This window comes from Pseudomonas sp. EA_15y_Pfl1_P101 (assembly GCF_963970835.1).
GTDB classification, from domain to species: Bacteria; Pseudomonadota; Gammaproteobacteria; order Pseudomonadales; family Pseudomonadaceae; genus Aquipseudomonas; species Aquipseudomonas tritici.
Window position 1 is genome coordinate 224,692 of the sequence record NZ_CAXAPA010000010.1, and the last position, 20,007, is coordinate 244,698.

Here is a 20,007-nt window from a genome sequence, read left to right on the forward strand (position 1 = left end):
GCATGCCTGCTGATACAGGTAACGCCGGCTCATTCTCGGCCTCGCCAGCCGTTCGACAACCATCCTTATCAACCGCAACGCACAGAGACAATACAGATGAACACTATCCAAGAACTGAAAGACCGCCGCGACACACTGACCCTCGAAATGGAGAGCATTCAGCGTGACCTGGCACCCTTCGAAGCAGCGCTGGAAACCCCAGAGGTTATCCAGCAAGGCCGTCAACGGGCTGTGCAGGATGAAATCAACGATCACAAAAGACGCATCGACTCGCGAAGTTTTGAGATCCACCGTATGAATCAAAAGATCGATCGCCTTGAGGCACTGGCGAACCGTGAGACCTTGGCTGCGGGCTACATCAGCGCTATGGCGACCTGGAAAGCCGACGAGGTGGAACTCAACGAAAAGCGCAGCAGCATCGAGACCCGGTTGCAGCAGGTCCGCCAGAGCGATCAGGAAGACATGGCAAAAGCTCGACAAGCTGAGACAGACGCAGCCACAGCTTATGCGCAGGCTGTCGCCTGGGGCGATGTAGAGGGCGAGAAAGCCGCTAACGCAGAAGCCCAAAAGGCTGCAAAAAACCTTACGGCTGCGGTTGAGCATCACCGCCGCCAACACTTGCTCATCACGGCGCTAGAGCAGGAGCTGGTGACGATTGATCTGCACATCGCAGAGGCACAAAAAGAACGCGCCAAGATCGAGAACAAAGCGGCTCATCTGGCGAACACAGTGTTAGAAGAAAAGTGGAACGAGGCCGCCAAAGCGCTGCTAGAGACGGGCGGTCAGCTTTGGGCCGCACGTAATCTGATTAACAGGGATCCGGTAGCCTTGATGAAACTGGATATACCGGAACAGGGCGAGCGTTTCGGAAGCTGGACCTGGCAAGAACTCGCAGATCGCTCTCGCCAACACAGCCTGTTTGATTTATTGGCAGCCTAACCCAAACCTGCCCCGAAGCAACCGACGAAGGCAAATTGCTTCGGGTCTACCATAGGTCCGATCATGAACAAACCACCACAGAACAGCGCCCAGATGCCTGATTACCTTAGAACCCGAAAGCTCCATTTGAACGGGATAATTGTCTGCATGGCTGGCATGAAAAAGCTCAATGCTAGAGCAATCAAAGACAAGACAGTCGAGACTCTCACAATTGATGCAATCAAGGCAGAGCTTGATTTCATTGACCTCCAGCTCAAAAGAAAGAGCGGGTGATGAGGGCGCTGAAGACTGAGCAACTGCCGCTTTCACTAGGGTCTATCCTCGCGCCTAGGGCTTAGATCTTCTCGGCTTTTTGTCTATTCAACCGAAGGCATATTAGCGCTTTCGGCCGATTGTGTTTAAAAAGTCGATCCTTCCAGACCACACGTATACTGGCTGCTAAGACGTCTTTTTCGCCCAGCTATGCGAAAATCTGAGCTCGGAATCTTCCGAAAAAGTAAAGTTTTCAATTTCAGGCACGTGCTGTTTTGGCATGGAATTCAGAGCCGACTTGTTCATCAGAATCAGCAATGCCGGTCAGGCTCAGATGTGTACGAGCCTGGAGAAGTTTCACCTTTGACCTGACTGGATTTGCCTTTTCCGGCGCATCAGCTACGACTCTGCTTAGGATATGGCAGGGAGCGCTGCATCTTGACGGTCCAACTCCTGAACACTCACTAGCCTGTAGCTCATTGCACGTACGATGAAGTACCGATAGAGCTCCTCTGGTGTGCTCCCACGCACGTTAGAAAAACCCTCGGCTCGGCAGTAATCGGTGAGCTCAATAAGATACTTTTTTTCATCTGCCAACTTGTTAGTCAGGCGTTGGACTAAAGAGCTATGCCGGAATAGCTGATGCAACGCTGTGAGTTGTTTGAGGCGGCTAAGCCAAATCCAGAGTGCTTTATGGGCGCGAGTGAAAAGCGGCCCTTGGCGCTGACTGCACGCGAATTTGTAGGCATTCAGCAATTGGCGGAACTGGCTTTCCGAGAGGCCTTCATCAGTGTTGACCGCCAGCTCAGCGAAGCTAATCAACGCTCTATAACCATTATAAGTATCCGACTCTCTACTAGCTGTTTCACTGACCTTTCTGTATGCGTGCATCCTATGGATTGGATCAGAAATCTGGCTTATCAAAGTTAGCTGCATACTATGAGCGGCAACGAAACAATGCTGTCTTCTTGCCTGATCAGCAAGTCGCTGAAGCCTTTTGTATTTATCGGCCTCACTTGAAATATCAAGCAAAATACTACGAGCACTATAAAGTTGCTCTCCTTTAACTCTCGTAGCTATAGCATTTTCTGCGCATTTTTTTGCAGCTGGAATATCGTGTAAGCGTTCGTGCGAAAATGCTAAATTCACATAAATTGAAGCGACCCTCTCTGCTGTGTTTTGATCAAGCAATAATGATTCAAATTCGCTTATTGATTCTGTGTATCTGCCAAGCATACGGATAGCACGCGCATACTTGTAGCGCATGTCTTTCACTAAATGATAGTAATCTTCGCCATCTAGCTTCTGCAGCACAGACCGGCAGAGCTTTACGATAAAGAGGTATTTGTCATCTTTATCCAGTCTGGCAACGTAACGGTTGAGCACACTAATTCTATTATGCAGCTCTTTGCGCGTGCAGTCCTTGTCTTCCAATGCATCAGAGAATAAGCGTAACAAAATGACGCTGGCATTTTGCTCAACGATTGCGCCTATTTTTGTTTCGGTATTTCGAGGCACAATGGTGAACTTTGGTTTATCCAAGCGCCAATCTCGCCCAAAATAAACATCTGCAGCCTCCTCATAAAGTGCAGGTAGTTCGCTTTCGAGTTTGCGATACATAAATTGTAAAACGGCAGGCTTCAAAACAACAAATCGCTCTTGCTCACCTCTCAATGTACCGAGCTCGAAGCTTTCAGCTGTATCTGCCAGACCCAACGATACCAGTCGATCCGCCATGCCCGGCCTAATTCTTTGATTCCCCTTGAAGTATCTAACAGTTTTAATTCGTTCTCCATGGGGGAAAAACGTTAGCGCAGTCAACAAGTCGTAGGTACGTGCTTCCAGACCTTCCTCTTGCTGAAGCATTTCAATCGCGCTGGTTAGCATCGGAGATAAGATCAGACAATCGTCGATAGATTGGCGTGAACTGCCGTTGACCACATTTTCAAACGTATCGTAGCTAAGCAGCTTTAAAGCTCGATCTATCCGGCCAGGCACTCCAAATGTATGACTATAAAAAGCTCCGAAGTTTAGATCAATTTCAGAAACATTCTGGCCGTCGGGATGAAGTTCAACGTAGGTTCTGCATTCAGCCTCATCCAGCGGGCGTAACACCAATGGGTTTATCCCAACGATATCAGGCCGGATATGCAGTCGAACAAAAATCTTTATTCCTCTGCAATACTCAGTTAATACACTGACCAACTCTTTGACCCCTTGTAACACAGCCAAGGACTTTGCGGAGTTAGAGTGCAAGTTAACATTGTCGAGGATCAAATATGAATTACCGATAGCGCTTAAACTTTCACAAAGGCTATTGATGTCGCCATCAATAGCAATACTCTGAAGTGCGGCTATCTCATCCAATCCATTGAAATCACATAAATCGAGGCGAAAAACGGGAAGCTCATCACCGCCATCTCGATGCTTGAGTGAAGAAAAAAAATCATCTCCGCCCATGTCGAATTCAGAGAGGACCCATACAACTCTTTCACGGGTCAGCATTTCAAAAGCCTTTAACACCTCCAGAGGACGGCAATCCATATAGGGCTGAAGGCGGGGTAGCTCATACCGCAAACGCGCCAGCTTCTCAGTCGGTCGAATCGCCCCATCGCTTGTTGGTGCATCAATCAGGCGTGGGGTTAATGCTTTTTTATAGGTGCAAGAGACCTCAATGGCCAGTGAAAAGTGAATGATCTCTCATCACCTTTGAGTACACGCCCATCAGCTTCTACTTCCCAAACTCTACTTACCTTTTGAACGATACGACGAGGCCAGACCTCGCAAATTTCGTTACCGGCATCTAACTTAGCAAATGTATACCCATGCCTCCGGTCAGTCTCCCCTCGAATTTTTTCTAGGCCAAATAATGATGCAGCTTGAAAAATTCGACTTTTATGGGCACCAATAGTTTGTTCACTGGGTAAATTGTCGTGCATGTGGCCAAAAAAATGCGCATCAAAATACTCTGAAACAAACACGGAGCTCTGAAATTCCTCCCGCGCATCGGGACTGAACCAATCTTCTGGATGGTGCGTAACTAGAAAATTTACATCATTCTGCATAGCCCATGCGGGAAAATCATCTCTAGTTACGGAGCTAAGTTGTTCAATGGCAATATCTAAGTGCGACTTTGGAATCTTGTTGGATAGATGCGTCCATGACGAGTTGAGACCTATCAGCCCCACGCTCAACCCATTGACCTCTAAAATCGTAGAAGTGTCACCCGGAAATAGACCTGCCTGAACATTAGCAGTCGGAATGTCTGCGTCAGTAAGAGAAGCCATAAAACTAGTATAATTTTCAAAACACGCATTCAGTTCTGTTCGATAAATAAAGTTTGGCTTTTCTAAAAGTGCCCGACGGGCACCGTCGTTGTTTCGAAGGTCGTTTGCCACATGTAAGAAAACCGAGTCCTCACCTGGGCGAACAAGATCATGATTGCCTGGTACCGCAAAAAGAACCGGCTTACTCCCCAGCGTACCAAATGTATCCCAAAGCCTTACCAAGTCTGCTTTTACTTCATTAAACTCGGTGGTCGAGCCTTTAAAAGCAAGGTCGCCAGAGAAAATGACGAGGTCAAGAGGTCCATTGCGACTGATTTGGCTAGTGATGTCCTGCACAATTTGTTGACGAACTAACGGCCATGACTGACTTGTGCCATCCTGCCCTTTGTGCAAATCACTTATGTGCATCCAATGTAATGTATTTGACCTATTCATCGTGCGCGGTTCGCCGTGTAGGTAATAATCTTATGATCATGATATTAACAGAACCTTGTTCATAGTGTGGTGCACTTCTGAAAATCTCCCGACAGTGGCCTTTGAATTTGGTACATGTGGGCCTTGCCGGTCGGTTTTAGCTGCTAACTAGCTCACGGGACTCTGCTTTTTCATCATTTTCGCTTGTCAAGGGTCGCCTTCATATCTGACTGAAGCACCCGATTTTTTATACATTGGCTGACTGCTGCCTTTCCGGACCTAGGACTCCAAGCCAAGAGTGCACAATCCATGATCGAACTAAGACGTCCCATCCAATGATAGTCATTGCCATTGACATAGCCGGGGCGAACGGCTCCAGCGCTAGCCATCTTCGAACTTGGGTAATTCAGATAGAACAATCTCACTTACGCTTCCTATTTACCTCAATCTTTCCATTATTACCGTCGTAGCTACTTACAGTCTTTTCCCGCTGAAGACGTTCCAAGAGCTCACGGTCAGCAAGAGTATCCGGCACTCGCAATTTACTGCGGCCCACCTCAGTGAGGTTAGGATAATCACCGTCAAGTGATTGCAGGATGGTGAAGAGCTGGTCACGACTAATCACACCTAGTTTTGGCTTTAGCAGCAGTACTATCTGCTGCGCTGAGACATCTTCTTGCGCCATCTTCTGAACAACATTGGGCGATAGTTCGTATCCAAATCGGATAGCGAATTGTGCAAGGGCATCCAGCCCTCGACGGTCCGCCATCTCCGCATATTCCGACGCTTGCTTGACAACAACATCCTTGATTGCCGAATTGATCTCATCGCTTTTCAGAAGCTCTGCCAGATCCGCGCCTACCAATACCGGGGTCATGTAGCTCGAAAACTCACGCGACTCTCGGATAAACCCTTTGCGCGTCGACCAATCAGTTGCTGCAAGGTGCTCATAGGACGCTGCGTCATCCGCAATGATTTCGTACTTGAGCAACTGCGCGAAGAGGTCGCCAACTTCCGGCGCGACTTCGCCGACCCCGAGGTAATAGCGCAGGCTCAAGCTCGCGACCAGCTTAGTGCGGAGCACTGCGGATGGGAGCTGATCTCTTGCCGCCAAGATCGCTACTGCCAACGCTGTCTTCGACTCCTCGTTAGCGGTGCTAGTGTCAGTGATCTCGGCAGCGGCCGTCAGGGTTTTCGCCAGCGGTCCATCGACCGCCCCAAGAACCACTACGTAGCGGCTAACGTTGCTGAACGTTACTGAGACACGCCTATGGTCGGCCAACGCAGGCCACGCGCCCTCAGCCACCTCTGCGAGATCGGTGACCTCACAATCTGAAGCTGCACGTTCGATCACATCACCGAGACGAGGCGCTTCTAGCGAGAGTACATCTTCGATCACTGTGAGGAAGTGATCGTTCGCGTCTATCGTCGTGGAAGCGCCATCGATAGCCTCCAGGTACTTGCTCAAATGCCTGAGCACATATTCGTAAACCGTCTTGCTCCGATCCCGAATGACGTCGAGGGCCACGGTTGTTGCATTGTCGATGGCGATAGCGAGGTTCTGGTACGTGATCTCATATAAGTTGCGTGACACGAACGACGTGCGAGTATGGGGCCCCAACAGTTTCAGACACGGTACGGCAATACCGGCATCCCTAAAGAGCACGCTGATACGTTCGGCCTGTGCTGGCATGGTCGCATCGGACGTTAGAGCCGTAAACTCAGCGTAATGCGCCGATAGGTACGATGACACTGCAGAATCTATTCGCTGCTTTGAAGACGTGAGGTGTGCTAGCACTACATTCATAAGCGTTAGTCTTGAAGAGTCGTCTAGGTCCGCCTGACTCACGAGATAGGTGAGCACTTGTGTGGACGCGACCGTGAACCGCTCGATGAGCCGTAGGCACTCTTTCCCTGCGGTAAGGTAAGCCTGCAGAAAACTAACCTGACGCTCCCCAAGACCAACTAAGGAGCTGATCATGATGTCGGCCGCGTCGAGATGTTTGGACAGAAGATGGTCTAGGATAGCGATGTTGTAAAGCGCAGGCTCCTTCAACGCGCTCTTGCCTCGTTCGCGGACAACGGCGTCCACGTCCTCCGGGGTAAGCTGGAAGTGCTGATCCATCACGTCTCGCTCGACGTGATGAATAATGAAATTCGTGGCGGCGGAACCCACGCGATTACCGTGGAAGGTTGAGGTGTAAAGCGTGAAGTTGCGGTTGATATACCCGGAACGGATGATCTGGTACGCCAAGCCCGGCGTTAGTATGATCTTGGAAATTGACTCGAGGGATTGCTTGCTGTCCTTATAATGGACGAGGAATTCCGGTCGTTTGATTAGATCACCAAGATCAGCGCTCCGCAGGAACTTGATTTCCTCCATCTTATCGTCAATCTGCTCAGTGAGCGCCTCACGATCCACTTCGTTCCAGCTCTCGGCGTCCAGCGGATCACCAAATGCAGCCGCAAGACTGTCGCGAGTGAACGACAGTGTATGACCGTGGTAGTTGTCGTAATATTTGAGTGCCGAGTCTCCATCTGGAGAGACGAAGTCTATCCAGAACTGCGCTCCCTTGAGATCTTTCGAAGACATCGCAACACCCGCGAGCGAGTACGTTGCATTCTGGGTCCTAAAGCCTGCAGCTTCAGCTGTCCGTTGCACATGCGCAAGCAGGCGCTCGCCCATCTGAGTACTGAGGGTGGAGGCCCTATTGATGCGCGTGGTCTGCTGGCGAAGCACACGAAGCTCGCCCTCGATCCGCCTGATGTTCTCAATCACAAGTTCACGGCTGAGCTTGTAGAGCATGTCCAGCTTGCTATGACCCAGCCGAATAGTCTCGAAGTCTGTTAGGTGCGTGCTCTTGTAAAGCATCATCGCAAACAGGTCAGTCTCACTCAGGTTGAGCTGCTTACCATCGCCAGAGAAGATTCGGTCGCGGAAGACGATGAATTCGTTACGGATGTTCTTGAGCAGCCTCATATCCGGTACGTACTGCGTCGCTAAGTCGAGTAGCTCCGGAGCTACCTTGTGCTCGATTTGACCCAGTAGCTGTAGCGCCAAGTTGCGAGCGCTCCGGTGCGTAATAAAGGGAACCACCGGGATTACCAGATCGAAAAATTTCGTACGGTTGGCGCGTATAGCCTCAGCCTGTGCCGGATCGTGCGTCGTGAGCACTTCTGTATTAGGCCTGCGACCTTCTATATCCAGGCCGATTCGATCGAAGATACTGTCTTTGATGGCATAGATGAATCGGATCGGTTTCTTGATCTGGGGCGAAGCGTTGAGCAAAGTGTTCAGCGCTCGAAGTGTCTCGAAGATATGAGAGTCGTTGAACCTGTCGATGTCCTCGAAAAGAACAACATCGCGGTCTGAAACCTCAAAAAAGTAGACGATTTCGTCGAGGTATTGGTCAAAGTATGACACGGAGCTTTCGTTGAGCGTGACGGTTGCTGCCCCTGCGGAGAACTGCTTGATATGCAGTTTGCCATAGAATAACCAGCTCGCCAGCAGCGTAATCAGCGTCGCAGTGCTACAAATTACAGGGTGAGCCCATACACCAATATCCACAAATGGCATGAACGCAGATGCAATCTTTACCGTCCATCCAGTCAACAGGAAAATTACGGCAACGATAACCCCCACCATTACCGACATTCCGATCGCTCGCCACCATCGGAAACGCTCAATACGACGAAACCGTGAGCCGGGGGTTCTGCTCGGGTATTCTCGATAGAGCAGCTGTTTAACAATCTCTTGCTGGATTCGATTGGTCGGGGTCGTGGCCTGGATAGGCACCGAATTGTCAAGCTGGGAAGCTTCGATAGGTGCGAGTGTGGAGAGAGATAACTCCACGATACGATTATCCTGCCGCCGAGCGACTTCCCACATGATGCTGCTCTTACCGACCCCGTAGTTCCCGGACAACGCTATGTTGCGGATCTGATTCTTGGCGAGGGCAGCTTCTATAGCAGCGACATAGCAGCCATGCTCTTCTGCTAGGTACTCGGGAGTAAGCGGGACAAGCTCCCACGTATCCTTAGCAGGCCCCTGTTCAGAACAGAAGATGCCCCGAACACGATTACGGAAGCCACTCAAAAAATGACAGACCACATGTCCTCCTGACGAAATATCCTAAATTGCAGCATTACCACATACCGTGCCAAAAAGCCGAACAAATTTACTGGCTCTGATATGCACGCGCGGATGCTAACCCTCCATCTGTTGCATGCAGGAACACATTGTAGCGTTAATGCCGAAGCGGCGACTCAACTGGATGCTTACAGCGAAGTGTCTTGAACTCGAGTGCGGCAGACGGATGCAATTGCCCGCTACTTGTCGGCAGCGGCTCTTCTAAGTGCAAGGCTCTATTCCGATGACAGCCGCCTTATTCATCAGTAACCGCTCCTCGCAGAGCATCCACTGATGTAACACCTATTTGCCACGTAACACGTATATCGCCAAAGCAAGCACAGCTGTGTAACGCCATATAAATCATTTAAAATCAGATAGTTAGAAGCACATGTAACACGCGTAACACCCGTAACACGGTTTTGAAAGGGTATCCCCTAGCCCCATTCGTATTGCTCCTCCAGCGAAACGATATCGATCATGCTCTTGGCTTTGGTTAGATAGTGGCGGACCCTGCGAATATTGGTTTGACACGGGGTAGGAAACCCGCGTGATCATGTCAGCGGAAAGGAGCCCAGCTTAGTGAACAGGTGAACCGGGTGAACTGCTGTTCACCAGTGCATTTGCCATATGAATCGGAAAACCGCTGGGGACCCTGGGCATTTCCGATAGACACGGGGCATAGAACCCGCCGGATCTGGTTAGTGGCTGGGCTCCAAAGTTAGTTGACTGGTTGACCGAGTTGACCAGGACAATCGTTCACTATCCTGAACGAAACCCATGACCGTTACAGATCCGGTAAGGATGCTCTTTTCTCTTCAAGATCCTTTCAATTTCAACGTTGAAATTTCAGTAAGCTGGTGCGGCTGCCGCTACCACGATCCCGCGGGTTTCATGCCCCGTGCTGGAAGAAAAACCTCAGGGTCCCCAGCAGCTTTTCAGCCCCGCCCACCTTTTGCACGGACGCAATGGCACCGCCGAACGAAACACCGACTAGTATCAGAACAGAGAACGTTATCAATCAGGGGTAGGGAAAGCGCTATGGATATGGTTCGTGTCAACTCGACGGCTATCACAGCTGTCGGCTATGACCCCGCGACAGGCAGGATGAAAATCACGTTCAAGCAAGGGCGTACTTACGACTACTGCCACGTCCCACCTAACATTCATCAGGGCCTCATGGGGGCCGGCTCGAAAGGTACTTATTTCGATAGGATGATCAAGGATCGGTACCAGTGCTAGACCTGGGCATACAGGCGTATTTCAAGCCAGATGCACACCCAGCACGGGGGGCCGTGTATGCCCTCGTGTATGCCTAACCGAAACACCACCACAAGAACCCTTATAAACCGGGCATCTTACCGCCCAGTTCAAACGACGCCGGGCCACCAGATATGATGAAACAGCCCCAGGTCAAAAGGCCTGGGGCTTTTTGTGGGGTACATGAGCAAACGGTGATGTCTTGACGTGCGGCTTATGGAGATGCATGCATCCTTTATTAGCTGCCGCCTATTTTGATAGGTTGATGCAAACCTGTTCGTTCAAAACTAAAAAAGTTACGATTTTGCTATTTCATCCAGCTCGCCAGTAAAACATAAAGGGAAATTCCAATGAAAAAATGGATTAGAAATTTGATTGTGGCGGCCGTTGCAGGCACCTTTAGTATTCTCATATTTCCAGCATTACTCTCCAAGTTCAACAAGGATAGCGAAGCCAGCTCATCCGCCTTTAAAGAGCATTATGTCCTTTTGACCAAAAAAGGCACTGAGTGCCTCGCACTGGATCAAAAGCTCCAACAACAAAGCGTACAGCTGGCGGGGTCGATGATCTTGGCTCGCAAAGAACTTAATCGAATGGTACAAGCAGACTTCAACATCGGACCGGATTATGAACCGATAATAAAAACCGTTCTGCAAAACTTTAGCGCTACCCAAGACACACACTCGCAGACATTAGCAAGTACGAACAACTGCTGGGCAGACTTGAAAAGCTTGATGGAAGAAACCTCCGTCGCAGCTGGAGTCTATGAAAAATACAAGGCCGCAGATCCTGAGCTTGTCTTAGAAGAAAACAAAATCAACATGGCAGAGCGCACCCTTCGCACCCAATATTTAGACCCAATTGACGCGGAGGCATTATATGAAAATCTCGTCAAAATGTCCTCTACCCATGACACTCAAAAACTTCGACAGCTCATTGGCTCGTTCGACAAAGGCTTCGAATCGCTCATTTCATTCCGCCAAGGGATGATAGACGTCACCACACAGAGAGTCCAACTTCGCAGCAAGTTCTATAACCTGAAAAAGGACTTCCTTGCCAAAGCACTAAGCGCAAGCAATTAGAGAATAAATAGCCAGGCATAACCATTCGACTTTTACAGCTCGCCAGCCTGTAGCCGAAGAGCATCGCCCCTCGGCACAGGCTGTGTATTCACAATTTGAACGCCTCCTAAGTTACCTCTGTAACGCTTCCAACCTAGCCGGTAAATCTTCCTCCGGGAAGCGCTCATGCAACACCAGCAGCTTCTCATCGGCCGCCTTGGTTTTCCCTGCCAGACGCAGGCTCACAATCTCCTGCAATCCTTCCTCTAACAATGGCAATGCGACCGGTACGCGTTTGCTGGATTGTTTGGCCGCTAGCTTATCAGCCAACGAACCGGCGATTCGAGCCTGAACTGGTGCACGCTCGGCCTGGGGCGGGGCGGCCATTCGGGCCACTGGCGCAGGCGCGGACATTGCTGGCGGGGCCGGGCGCGAAGCTTCCTCATGAAGTGCGGAGAAGGTCGCGATGGAGATTTCGGGTTGCGGCACGGGTGAACGTGTTACCACACCGATCATCAGGGCCAAGCCTGCGACAGTGGCAAACGCCATCTGCCAGCGTGGCTGCTGGCACGCTCGCACCCAACGCTGCCATAAGCTCGGCTGCGGCACCGGGGCTTCGCGGCGGGCGGCGTTGAGGATGAAGGCGTCGAGGGACGCAGGCGGCTCGCCGGTGCTGTGTTGACGAAAGTGCTGGATGAGTACGTCGTCAGGATCCGGGGTGTGTCGGGAGTCGGTCATGCGGGTATCTCCTCGGCCAGCAGGCGGCGCAGTTTCTGCTGGGCGTAACGCAGGCGGCTTTTTACGGTTTCCAGCGGGGCGCCGGTGAGGGCGGCGATTTGCGGCACTTCGAGGTCGCCATGCAAGCGCAGCAGGAAGACTTCGCGCTGGTCTTCGGGCAGGTCTTGCAGCGCGGCGTCGAGGCGCGCCTGGTCGCGGCTCAGGCTCAATTGCTGTTGGGGGCCGGCGCTGTCGTCGGCCTGGGCGTGCAGTTGCTCGTCGTAGCTGTCGTGCAGCGGGTTGTGGATGCCGTGCTTGCGCCAATGGTCAATCAGGCGGTTGCGGGCAATCTGGAACAGCCATGTGCGAAAACTCGCCCGGCCTTGTGGCTGGGTGGCGCTGCGGATCAGGCTGAGCCAGGTTTCCTGGTAGATTTCCTCGGCCAGTTCGGTCTTGTTGCTCAAGGACACGAGGAAGCGGTACAGGCCCTGGCGGTGCCGCGCATACAGCGCTTCAAACGCGGCAGCGTCACCGGTTCGGTAGCGGGCCAGCAGCGATTCGTCGCTGGGTGAAGCATCTGGTACGGCCATGTAAGTGGCGAACTCCTTCTAGCCAGTAAAACAGAACCCTTGTGGGAGCTGGCTTGCCTGCGATGGCATCAGCTCGGTGTCTCTGATGGACCGAGTCGCTTGCATCGCAGGCAAGCCAGCTCCCACATTGGATCGTCGTTGCATACGCGATCAGTGTTTGAGGCCCTGCGCCAGCTCTACCAGTTGCACAAACTCGCTGCGCAACCCGAACGGGTCATCGCCGCGGGCCGAGCGGGCCAGCGCGGCGGTGTCTTGCAGGTTCATGCTGCCAGTGTAGCGGCCATCGCCCTTGAGCTGTTGGGCGAACGCTGCCACGGCCGCCGCAAAGCGCAGGTCGTCGCTGGCCTTGGTGGATTCGGTGCTGATGGGCCGCGCGATCAACTGGCTTTCACCGCCCGCAGCGGGCTTGTAGCGCACACGCAACATCGCCAGCTCACCGGACTTACCCTCGCCTACAGGCGCAGCGGCGTAGCGTAACGGCTCCAACCAACCCTTCTCGCCCTTCGGCACAATCTCGTACAACGCAGTTACCGTGTGCCCTGCACCGATTTCACCGGCGTCGACCTTGTCGTTGTTGAAGTCCTCACGCTTCAGGGCGCGGTTTTCATAGCCAAGCAGGCGATATTCGCTGACACGCGCGGGGTTGAACTCCACCTGCAATTTCACATCCCGCGCGACCACGGCCAGGGTCGAGCTGAGTTGGTCGACCAACACTTTGCGGGCTTCGCGCAAGTTGTCGATGTAGGCGTAGTTACCGTCGCCCGCGTCGGCCAGTTGCTCCATCAGGTGTTCGTTGTAGTTATCCACGCCAAACCCCAGGGTGGTCAGGGATACGCCGCTTTTGCGCTGCGACGCGGCCATCTGCTTAAGGCTGTCGAAGTCACTGATGCCCACGTTGAAGTCACCGTCGGTGGCCAGCAGGATGCGGTTGATGCCCTTGTCGATAAAGCCTTCGCGGGCCATCTGGTAGGCCAGTTCGATGCCGGATGCACCGGCTGTGGAGCCACCCGCAGTCAGTTGCTCGATCGCATTGCGGATCTTCACCTTGTCGCGACCGGAGGTGGGCTTGAGCACCACGCGGGACTCACCGGCATAGACCACCAGCGAAACACGGTCCTGTTCACGCAACTGATCCACCAGCAATTTCAGGGTGCTTTTTACCAGCGGCAAGCCTTCGCGGCGGTCCATGGAGCCGGACACATCCACCAGAAATACCAGGTTGGCCGGCGCTAGGTCCGCCACGGCGCGGTCGGACGCCTTGAGGCCGATTCGCAGCAGTTGGGTACGTGGGTTCCACGGCGTGGCGGCCACTTCGGTGGTCACGCCAAAGGGCGAGCCATCGGTGGGCAGTGCATAACTGTAGGGGAAATAATTGACCATTTCCTCCAGTCGCACAGCACCTTCGGGCGGCAAGCTGCCTTGGTTAAGGAATCGCCTTACGTTGGCGTAGCTGCCGGTGTCGACGTCAGCGCTGAAGGTGGACACGGGCGTTTCAGCCACGCGATGCACCGGGTTATCCGGCAGGTTTTCGTATTGCTCGCGGGGCTCCCTGCGGTAGTCGAGGTTGGCCGTCTCGCGCATCTGCATCGGTACCGGCATGGCCATGCGTTTGACCAAGGCACCTTGGGTGGACGCGCGTTGCAGTTCGACGGTGGGCTCAGCCGGTTTGGCCAGTTCAGGGGATGAAGACAGCCCGCAGCCGGCCAGCGTTACCAGCAGGGTAACGGCGAAGCCCTGGGCAGTAGGACGCAGGAAGAGCAGAGGACGGGACATGGGCTGAACCTCGTGAATGAATGATCCGTTCACAAGGTCAGACGCAAGGTGTGGAGGGTTCGGGTTAAACCTGATTCGGAATGACACCACCCATCTACTGTGGGAGCTGGCTTACCTGCGATGCAGGCGCCTCGGTTTTTCAGTTAGACCGAGGTGATGCGATCGCAGGCGAGCCAGCTCACACATGGGCCGGTGCCCACAGTGGATGTGTGGTGTGCACAGAACCTGGGGATCAGTCCGTGCCGTACTTGGGGTTACGCGGCCCGTACAGAATCCCCGCGCGTTGCCCTGGCGACAACAACCGCGCACTGGTGATACCGGCAATCGGGTGCGCCGCATCGGTGGAGCTGTTGATCACCTGTTTGACCGCCGCGGTGATCAGCATGCCGACCAGGCCGCCGCCGTTGTTGTTGCCTTCCTCGCTGGAAGCATGCGCAGAGCCGGTCCACAGGGTGGTGCCGGTGCGCAGGTCGACCAGTTTGGCCGAGGCCGTGACGGAGGTGTCGCTGGAGATCAGCATGTACTTGGTGCCGTAATTGGTAACGGTGATGTACAGCGCCGCGTCCGCACCAAAGATGTCATGCAGCTTGGCCGGTGCCACGCCCTGGATATCGTTGGCGGTGGTCAGGCCGTTCTGGCGGAAGGTTTCGTCCACCAGGGCGATCGGCAACACGTAGTAACCGGCTTCGGCCAGCGGGTAGGTCACTTGCGAAACCAGGCTGTAGGACGCCTGCACTTCCGGCGATTCATTGATCGGCGGCAGTACCAGGATCGACTTGGGTCGCGACTGTTTGTACGCCGTGTAATCAATCGTCTTGGGGGCCGCGCAACCGCCGAGCAAAGCCAGGGCCAGCAGGGCGCCAGTGAGTTTTAACAGGCTCATTTAGTGGCGACTCCGGTCTTGGCGTTTTTCAGCAGGAAATCCATGTAGGTGGCGGACTCAGGGAACAACGCCTTCTCGGTGCGGAATTCCTGCACCATCTGGTCATCCTTGCCCATGCTCAGGTACAGCATGCCCAAGTGGGCATGGTAACCCGGCGGGGCCTTGCGGCCGCTGGCGTTGATCTTCTGCAGATCCCGCTCCAACGCCTCGACCTGCGCTTCCTTGGGCTCGCCCTTGAAGTACTCGTAAACCTGCGGCTGGTAGCTTTCCCATTGATACAGGGGCTGGGGCGCCGTCTGGCACCCGGCAACCGCCGCAACTGCTGTCAGCATCAGCGCCAACTTAACTGCCTTGCTCATCCGTGTACTGCTCCTTGAGGTGCTGCTGATCAGTTGCGTGGGTTCCAGGCGCCGGCGTTGATGCCGTCGACAAGGCGATTGATCGCTTCGCGCATGGCCAGGTCGAGGACCTTGCCATTGAGGGTGGAGTCGTAGCTGGCGGTGCCGCCGAAGCCGATGACTTCACGGTTGGACAGCGCGTATTCACCGGCGCCCTGGGTGGAATACACCACTTCGGAGGTGCTGATGTTGACGATATTCAGCGCGACTTTGGCGTAGGCCACCTGGGTCTTGCCTCGGCCGAGGATGCCGAACAGCTGGCGGTCGCCGGTTTCTTTGCGGCCGAACTCGGTCACGTCGCCGGTCACCACGTAATCAGCGCCCTTGAGCTTCTGCGCGGTGCCTTTGATTTTGGCTTCCTGGGAGATTTCGCCCATGTTGTCGCGGTCCAGCACGCTGAAGCGGTTGGTCTGCTGCAAGTGGGTGATCAGGATGGTCTTGGCTTGGCCACCGAGGCGGTCGACGCCGTCGGAGAAGATGCCGCGCATGTAGCTGGAGCGGTTGTCGAACTTGCCCACGGCAATCGGTACACGCACGCCGGAATAGGCAACGTTGGCGCTGGCGACTTGTTCCACCGGCAGCGCGCGGTTGCTCTCGGTGGCGCAACCGGCCACGGTCAGCAGCGCTGCGGCGGTGAGGCCGGACAGCAGGATTTTGGACAGTGTGTTCACAGGGTGCTCCTAAGTGGGAAATCGGGTGCGGCGGCTAACGCTAGCGGGACGGAATGTCGCGCAGGTCGTCAACGATGAATCGGCTCAATAATCCGGTGTAGAAAGTCTCGACGCTGGAGTTGCCAGAGTTGGTCAGCACCCCGGCCATCGTTTTCATGTTCTGCCAGTCGCCCTTGTACCCGCCTGGCATCAGCCCTTGGCGAGCCTGAGAGAAATGCAGCACCTCGGCGCCGGCTTTCTTGATCTTGACGAGGTAGTTGAAGTCGACACTGGCGAGGATGGTCTTGTCATCGACGATGGCCGTCATGAAACCGCCTTGGGTGTCTTGTATGCGCCGGGTATAGATGACATTCACATCCAGCAGGTAGTCGGCCTTGTCCTTGCTGCTGGCGTAGCGCTTGGCCTTGAGCAGGCGGTCGATCAGATCGACACCGAGTTGCTGGCGCACTTTGTCATCCGACAGGAAGCGTTCGTTCTTGCCCACCACCTCAACATCGAAGGTGTCGAGCCAGTAAGTTGCAGTCTTGGGGATGGTAACCGGCGTCGGTGAGATGTAGTAATCCGGCTTGGAAGCACAGCCCGCCATGAGGCAGGCCGCAAGAAATACGGCAAACAGGCGCATGTCTGAATTCGTCCCTGAAAAGTATCGTGCTTTAAACAATCGCGGCATTTTACGGAGTTAAAAGCCGTTCTCAAGTTGTTTTGACGCCCGAGCTGCGCCGTTTTACTGGCACTCACGCCCAAGTCCGTGGAGAAATGTCCTAAGACGTTGTCAGCAAAACAAAAACAATGATGGCTATTAGCCTGCATCGATCAAATAAAAAATGCATTCCCGTTCTGCATCATCCCCTACCACTGCGAAGAACATTTTTACCCTCGAAACGGTGTTCAAGGACAAGGACGGCAAGGAGTTAGGCCGCCCTGCTCAAGTGTTGATCACAATCGTCTTGGCCAACATGTCGCCCAATCGACGGCGCAACCCGAACAGCACAAAAAGACCGTCCAGCATACTGAACAGCAGCTTCGGAACATTACGCAGAAACGATTGAAACAGCGTGCAGTTCGTTGGATACGGGTAACCCACCACCGCCGTGCGGCACACCCGCTTACCCAGGCTCTGGCCTTTGGGCAAGGCATCGCAAAACAGAAAGTACGCGAAGGCTAAAAACATCAGCACATAGCGAATGCCATCGAAAAACAGCGGGCCCACCACCGAGCGCAAAGACAGATACACGTAGTCCAGGTTGCGGATCAAAAACAGCAGGAAAAACACCACGGCCATATCGATCAAATAGCCGAGCAGTCGCCTGAACGGGCTTGCGAGGTCCCAGGTTTCTGCCGCCGATGCTGAATCGTTCATAACGTGCTTATCCCCTGCCTTTGTCATAAATATCCGCCAGGCTGCGAACGCTCGTCAGGTTACCGGTCTGGATCACGATGGTCTTGGCGAACATGTCGCCCAGGCGTGTCCTCGATTCCATGAGGATCCACACCCAATCGATGACCACCAGTGCACCGGAGTTACGCGTGAACGACTGGGAAACGCTGCAACCCTTGAGGGTCTTGCGGTCAACCGTGGCAATGCTCAGCAGGCGCTTGCCCAGGCTCTGGCCGTTGGGGAGTGCATCGGCCAGCAGGAAGTAGGCAAAGCCCGCAAAAAACGCGCAGAGGAAACCGGCCTTGGGCGTCACCCCAGGGACATAGGCAGACAACGCCTCTGCGACATATTTGACGATGAAAAAGATCAGCACCGCGATGGCGCAGTCGATCATGCGTGCGGCCAGGCGACGGCCAATGCTGGCCAGGATTGTCGGGCGTTTAGGGGTGCTATTTGCGTCCATACAGGATTACTCCAACTTCAAAGTGATTGCGTCTATTCCGGGCGGGGGCAATTGCGCTCCCAGCCTTTTTCAATTGTGCCGCCGTACTTTTCACAGGACGCCCTTTCCAACAGAGCGTCCAAGGCATCGCGCCCAGGCTCAACCCATAGCAGACCGAGCAAGTAGGCCGCCGTGGCCGCGAGCACCAGTATCGCAGCCATCCGAGTCAGCATGAATCGAAGCGTTGCTGCGGTTGTGCGCGACCGCTCAAACACGAACGCGAACAACAGCCCAATGCCGCACCACAGGAAGCCTGCGACTGCCACGCCCAACGGCGTCGAACCAGGATCGAGGTAGGCCCAGGCCAGCATGAACCCCGTGGCGCTGGCGAGCATCACCAACAGGCACAGCCACTGGGCAACCCGACACCCGATGCTGAAAAAGCGCGCCGAGCGCATTTGAGCATTCACGGGAACGTCGTACCGATGCGTGCCCGCTCTTTGGAAAACCAGATGCCGATGACCTTACCGACCACCTCTTCAACGGCCACCTGCCCCATAAAGCGGCTGTCATTGCTGTTATTGCGGTTGTCACCCAGCAGGTAGACGTGCCCTGGCTCGACCTTGAGCGGAGCCAACTCCATCGACGCCGGCCCATTCACACGGTCTGCCGGCGCATGAAACAGGCCGAGGTTTTCACCGTTGCGGATCAGTTCGCCGTTGACGATGGCCAACGTATCTCCCCCGACACCCGCCACGCGCTTGATCGCCTCGGTGCCGTTCCAACGGTACACCACGACATCGCCGACCTTCGGCGCACCGGCCTTGAGGTCGGCGACAATGTAGTCGCCCACGGACACCGTCGGCGCCATCGAACCGGTCGGAATGTAGTAGTTCTTGAACCCCATCAGCGGCCCCCGCAGGACCTCCAACAGAATGAACGTGATCACGATCAACACGCCGACGTATAGCGCGTGGAACCGTTTGCGCGGCACGCCCGCCGGGCCGGTGTAGCGACGGGCCAACACTGCCGATACGATTGCCGAGCTGAGCTTGACCGCGATAATCCAGCCGAACAACACGTACAGCCCGATGGGCGAGGCGCTCAGACCGAACACGCCGAGCAGCACCACACCGCCGTACAACAGCGCAGCAACCGAAATGGCCCACTTGATACGGCCCACGTAGACAAGCCCCCAGCCGGCCACCAGGCAGGACATCAGGAAAGCTTGCAGGGAGAGTTTTACGGGTTTCATTGATCATCCTTAATAATGCAAGTACGCGCGTTGCGCATATTACTGTGCGGCGCGCCAATCCACGTAACCCTTGACCGCCGCTAACTGGCTCAAAATGAAGCTGGAAAAATCTTCGAACAAAACCGTTGCCCCATCCAGTTCAGGATCAATTTCTACGATTGCCCAATCGTTCTCTGCATCGAATGCATAAAGCACACCGCTCCCACTGCCGGCAAACACATACAGATGTCGGTAGGCATCGACCTCGCATTTCGCGATGGCGGCGTACTTCACTGGGCCGTCTTCGATGTAGAGCGCGCTGTCCAAGTCACCGAAGCCGAACTGCTCAAGAAACTCAAGATAGTCATCCGGCACACCGTCGCGGTGCGAAGCTTCGACGTCACTCAGTATTAAATCCCGGTCACTTATGCAGCTTCCGTAATCCCCTTCGTACGTAAGCGATCCACCAAGCACACCTACAATCAGGTACGGTTTCCGTTTACCGTGGCATTTCCGGTGAGCAGTTCCACGGTAACAACGCTTCGTAGTCTTCTGCCGTGGATGCATGCGGCAACCGCT

The 20,007-nt window shown here is 54.2% G+C and carries 19 protein-coding genes; 4 read left to right on the plus strand and 15 right to left on the minus strand.

From position 1 onward, the window contains the following. The first annotated feature begins 96 nt into the window (after nucleotides 1-96). A complete protein-coding gene (locus AACY36_RS17815) occupies nucleotides 97-939 on the plus strand; it encodes a chromosome segregation protein SMC (protein WP_339497381.1) in 843 nt (280 codons plus the stop codon). Nucleotides 940-1,002: 63 nt separating this feature from the next. Next, nucleotides 1,003-1,212: a hypothetical protein gene (locus AACY36_RS17820; RefSeq protein ID WP_339497382.1), complete on the plus strand. Its 210-nt coding sequence runs from the start codon at nucleotides 1,003-1,005 to the stop codon at nucleotides 1,210-1,212. A 390-nt stretch (nucleotides 1,213-1,602) separates the two neighbouring features. On the opposite strand, the gene AACY36_RS17825 is transcribed toward AACY36_RS17820, so the two are convergent. The 3 genes from AACY36_RS17825 to AACY36_RS17835 all read right to left on the minus strand — a co-directional run bounded on the left by AACY36_RS17825 (nucleotide 1,603) and on the right by AACY36_RS17835 (nucleotide 9,003). Then, nucleotides 1,603-3,696, minus strand: a complete 2,094-nt coding sequence (locus tag AACY36_RS17825; RefSeq protein ID WP_339497383.1) for a hypothetical protein — start codon at nucleotides 3,694-3,696, stop codon at nucleotides 1,603-1,605. A 137-nt stretch (nucleotides 3,697-3,833) separates the two neighbouring features. Beyond that, on the minus strand, nucleotides 3,834-4,913 hold the full coding sequence (locus AACY36_RS17830; protein ID WP_339497384.1) for a metallophosphoesterase: 1,080 nt from the start codon (nucleotides 4,911-4,913) through the stop codon (nucleotides 3,834-3,836). Between the two features lie 400 nt (nucleotides 4,914-5,313). Next, nucleotides 5,314-9,003 (minus strand): YobI family P-loop NTPase, encoded by a 3,690-nt coding sequence (locus AACY36_RS17835; protein ID WP_339497385.1) that lies wholly within the window; start codon nucleotides 9,001-9,003, stop codon nucleotides 5,314-5,316. A gap of 1,065 nt (nucleotides 9,004-10,068) precedes the next feature. Here AACY36_RS17835 and AACY36_RS17840 point away from each other — a divergent pair. Then, the gene (locus AACY36_RS17840; protein ID WP_339497389.1) at nucleotides 10,069-10,263 is read left to right on the plus strand and encodes a KTSC domain-containing protein; all 195 of its coding nucleotides are present in this window, start codon (nucleotides 10,069-10,071) and stop codon (nucleotides 10,261-10,263) included. 368 nt (nucleotides 10,264-10,631) lie between these two features. Further along, entirely contained in the window at nucleotides 10,632-11,363 is a 732-nt protein-coding gene (locus AACY36_RS17845) for a hypothetical protein (protein WP_339437364.1), read from the plus strand. A gap of 111 nt (nucleotides 11,364-11,474) precedes the next feature. On the opposite strand, the gene AACY36_RS17850 is transcribed toward AACY36_RS17845, so the two are convergent. From AACY36_RS17850 to AACY36_RS17905, 12 genes are all read right to left on the minus strand, one after another. Then, nucleotides 11,475-12,080 carry a hypothetical protein gene (locus AACY36_RS17850; RefSeq protein WP_339437363.1) on the minus strand — a complete coding sequence of 202 codons (606 nt, stop codon included), beginning with the start codon at nucleotides 12,078-12,080 and terminating at the stop codon, nucleotides 11,475-11,477. Next, a complete protein-coding gene (locus AACY36_RS17855; RefSeq protein ID WP_339419843.1) occupies nucleotides 12,077-12,649 on the minus strand; it encodes an RNA polymerase sigma factor in 573 nt (190 codons plus the stop codon). The genes AACY36_RS17850 and AACY36_RS17855 overlap by 4 nt, the downstream gene beginning before the upstream one ends. A 150-nt stretch (nucleotides 12,650-12,799) precedes the next feature. After that, nucleotides 12,800-14,422, minus strand: coding sequence for a vWA domain-containing protein (locus tag AACY36_RS17860; RefSeq protein WP_339497387.1), 1,623 nt, complete (start codon nucleotides 14,420-14,422; stop codon nucleotides 12,800-12,802). A 232-nt stretch (nucleotides 14,423-14,654) separates the two neighbouring features. Continuing rightward, nucleotides 14,655-15,305 (minus strand): DUF799 domain-containing protein, encoded by a 651-nt coding sequence (locus tag AACY36_RS17865; protein ID WP_339419841.1) that lies wholly within the window; start codon nucleotides 15,303-15,305, stop codon nucleotides 14,655-14,657. After that, a complete protein-coding gene (locus AACY36_RS17870) occupies nucleotides 15,302-15,664 on the minus strand; it encodes a DUF4810 domain-containing protein (RefSeq protein WP_339419840.1) in 363 nt (120 codons plus the stop codon). The genes AACY36_RS17865 and AACY36_RS17870 overlap by 4 nt, the downstream gene beginning before the upstream one ends. Nucleotides 15,665-15,693: 29 nt before the next feature. Beyond that, nucleotides 15,694-16,374: a CsgG/HfaB family protein gene (locus AACY36_RS17875; RefSeq protein WP_339427374.1), complete on the minus strand. Its 681-nt coding sequence runs from the start codon at nucleotides 16,372-16,374 to the stop codon at nucleotides 15,694-15,696. A gap of 40 nt (nucleotides 16,375-16,414) precedes the next feature. Further along, the gene (locus AACY36_RS17880; protein WP_339419838.1) at nucleotides 16,415-16,996 is read right to left on the minus strand and encodes a hypothetical protein; all 582 of its coding nucleotides are present in this window, start codon (nucleotides 16,994-16,996) and stop codon (nucleotides 16,415-16,417) included. A gap of 303 nt (nucleotides 16,997-17,299) precedes the next feature. Continuing rightward, nucleotides 17,300-17,734, minus strand: a complete 435-nt coding sequence (locus AACY36_RS17885) for an RDD family protein (protein WP_339419837.1) — start codon at nucleotides 17,732-17,734, stop codon at nucleotides 17,300-17,302. Nucleotides 17,735-17,741: 7 nt separating this feature from the next. Next, the gene (locus tag AACY36_RS17890; RefSeq protein WP_339437359.1) at nucleotides 17,742-18,215 is read right to left on the minus strand and encodes an RDD family protein; all 474 of its coding nucleotides are present in this window, start codon (nucleotides 18,213-18,215) and stop codon (nucleotides 17,742-17,744) included. Between the two features lie 32 nt (nucleotides 18,216-18,247). After that, nucleotides 18,248-18,664: a hypothetical protein gene (locus tag AACY36_RS17895; protein ID WP_339427378.1), complete on the minus strand. Its 417-nt coding sequence runs from the start codon at nucleotides 18,662-18,664 to the stop codon at nucleotides 18,248-18,250. After that, a complete protein-coding gene (gene lepB, locus AACY36_RS17900) occupies nucleotides 18,661-19,449 on the minus strand; it encodes a signal peptidase I (RefSeq protein WP_339427379.1) in 789 nt (262 codons plus the stop codon). Before lepB ends, AACY36_RS17895 begins: the two co-directional genes overlap by 4 nt. A 39-nt stretch (nucleotides 19,450-19,488) precedes the next feature. Continuing rightward, a partial coding sequence (locus tag AACY36_RS17905) for an SMI1/KNR4 family protein (protein ID WP_339427380.1) occupies nucleotides 19,489-20,007 on the minus strand: 519 nt, incomplete at its 5' end.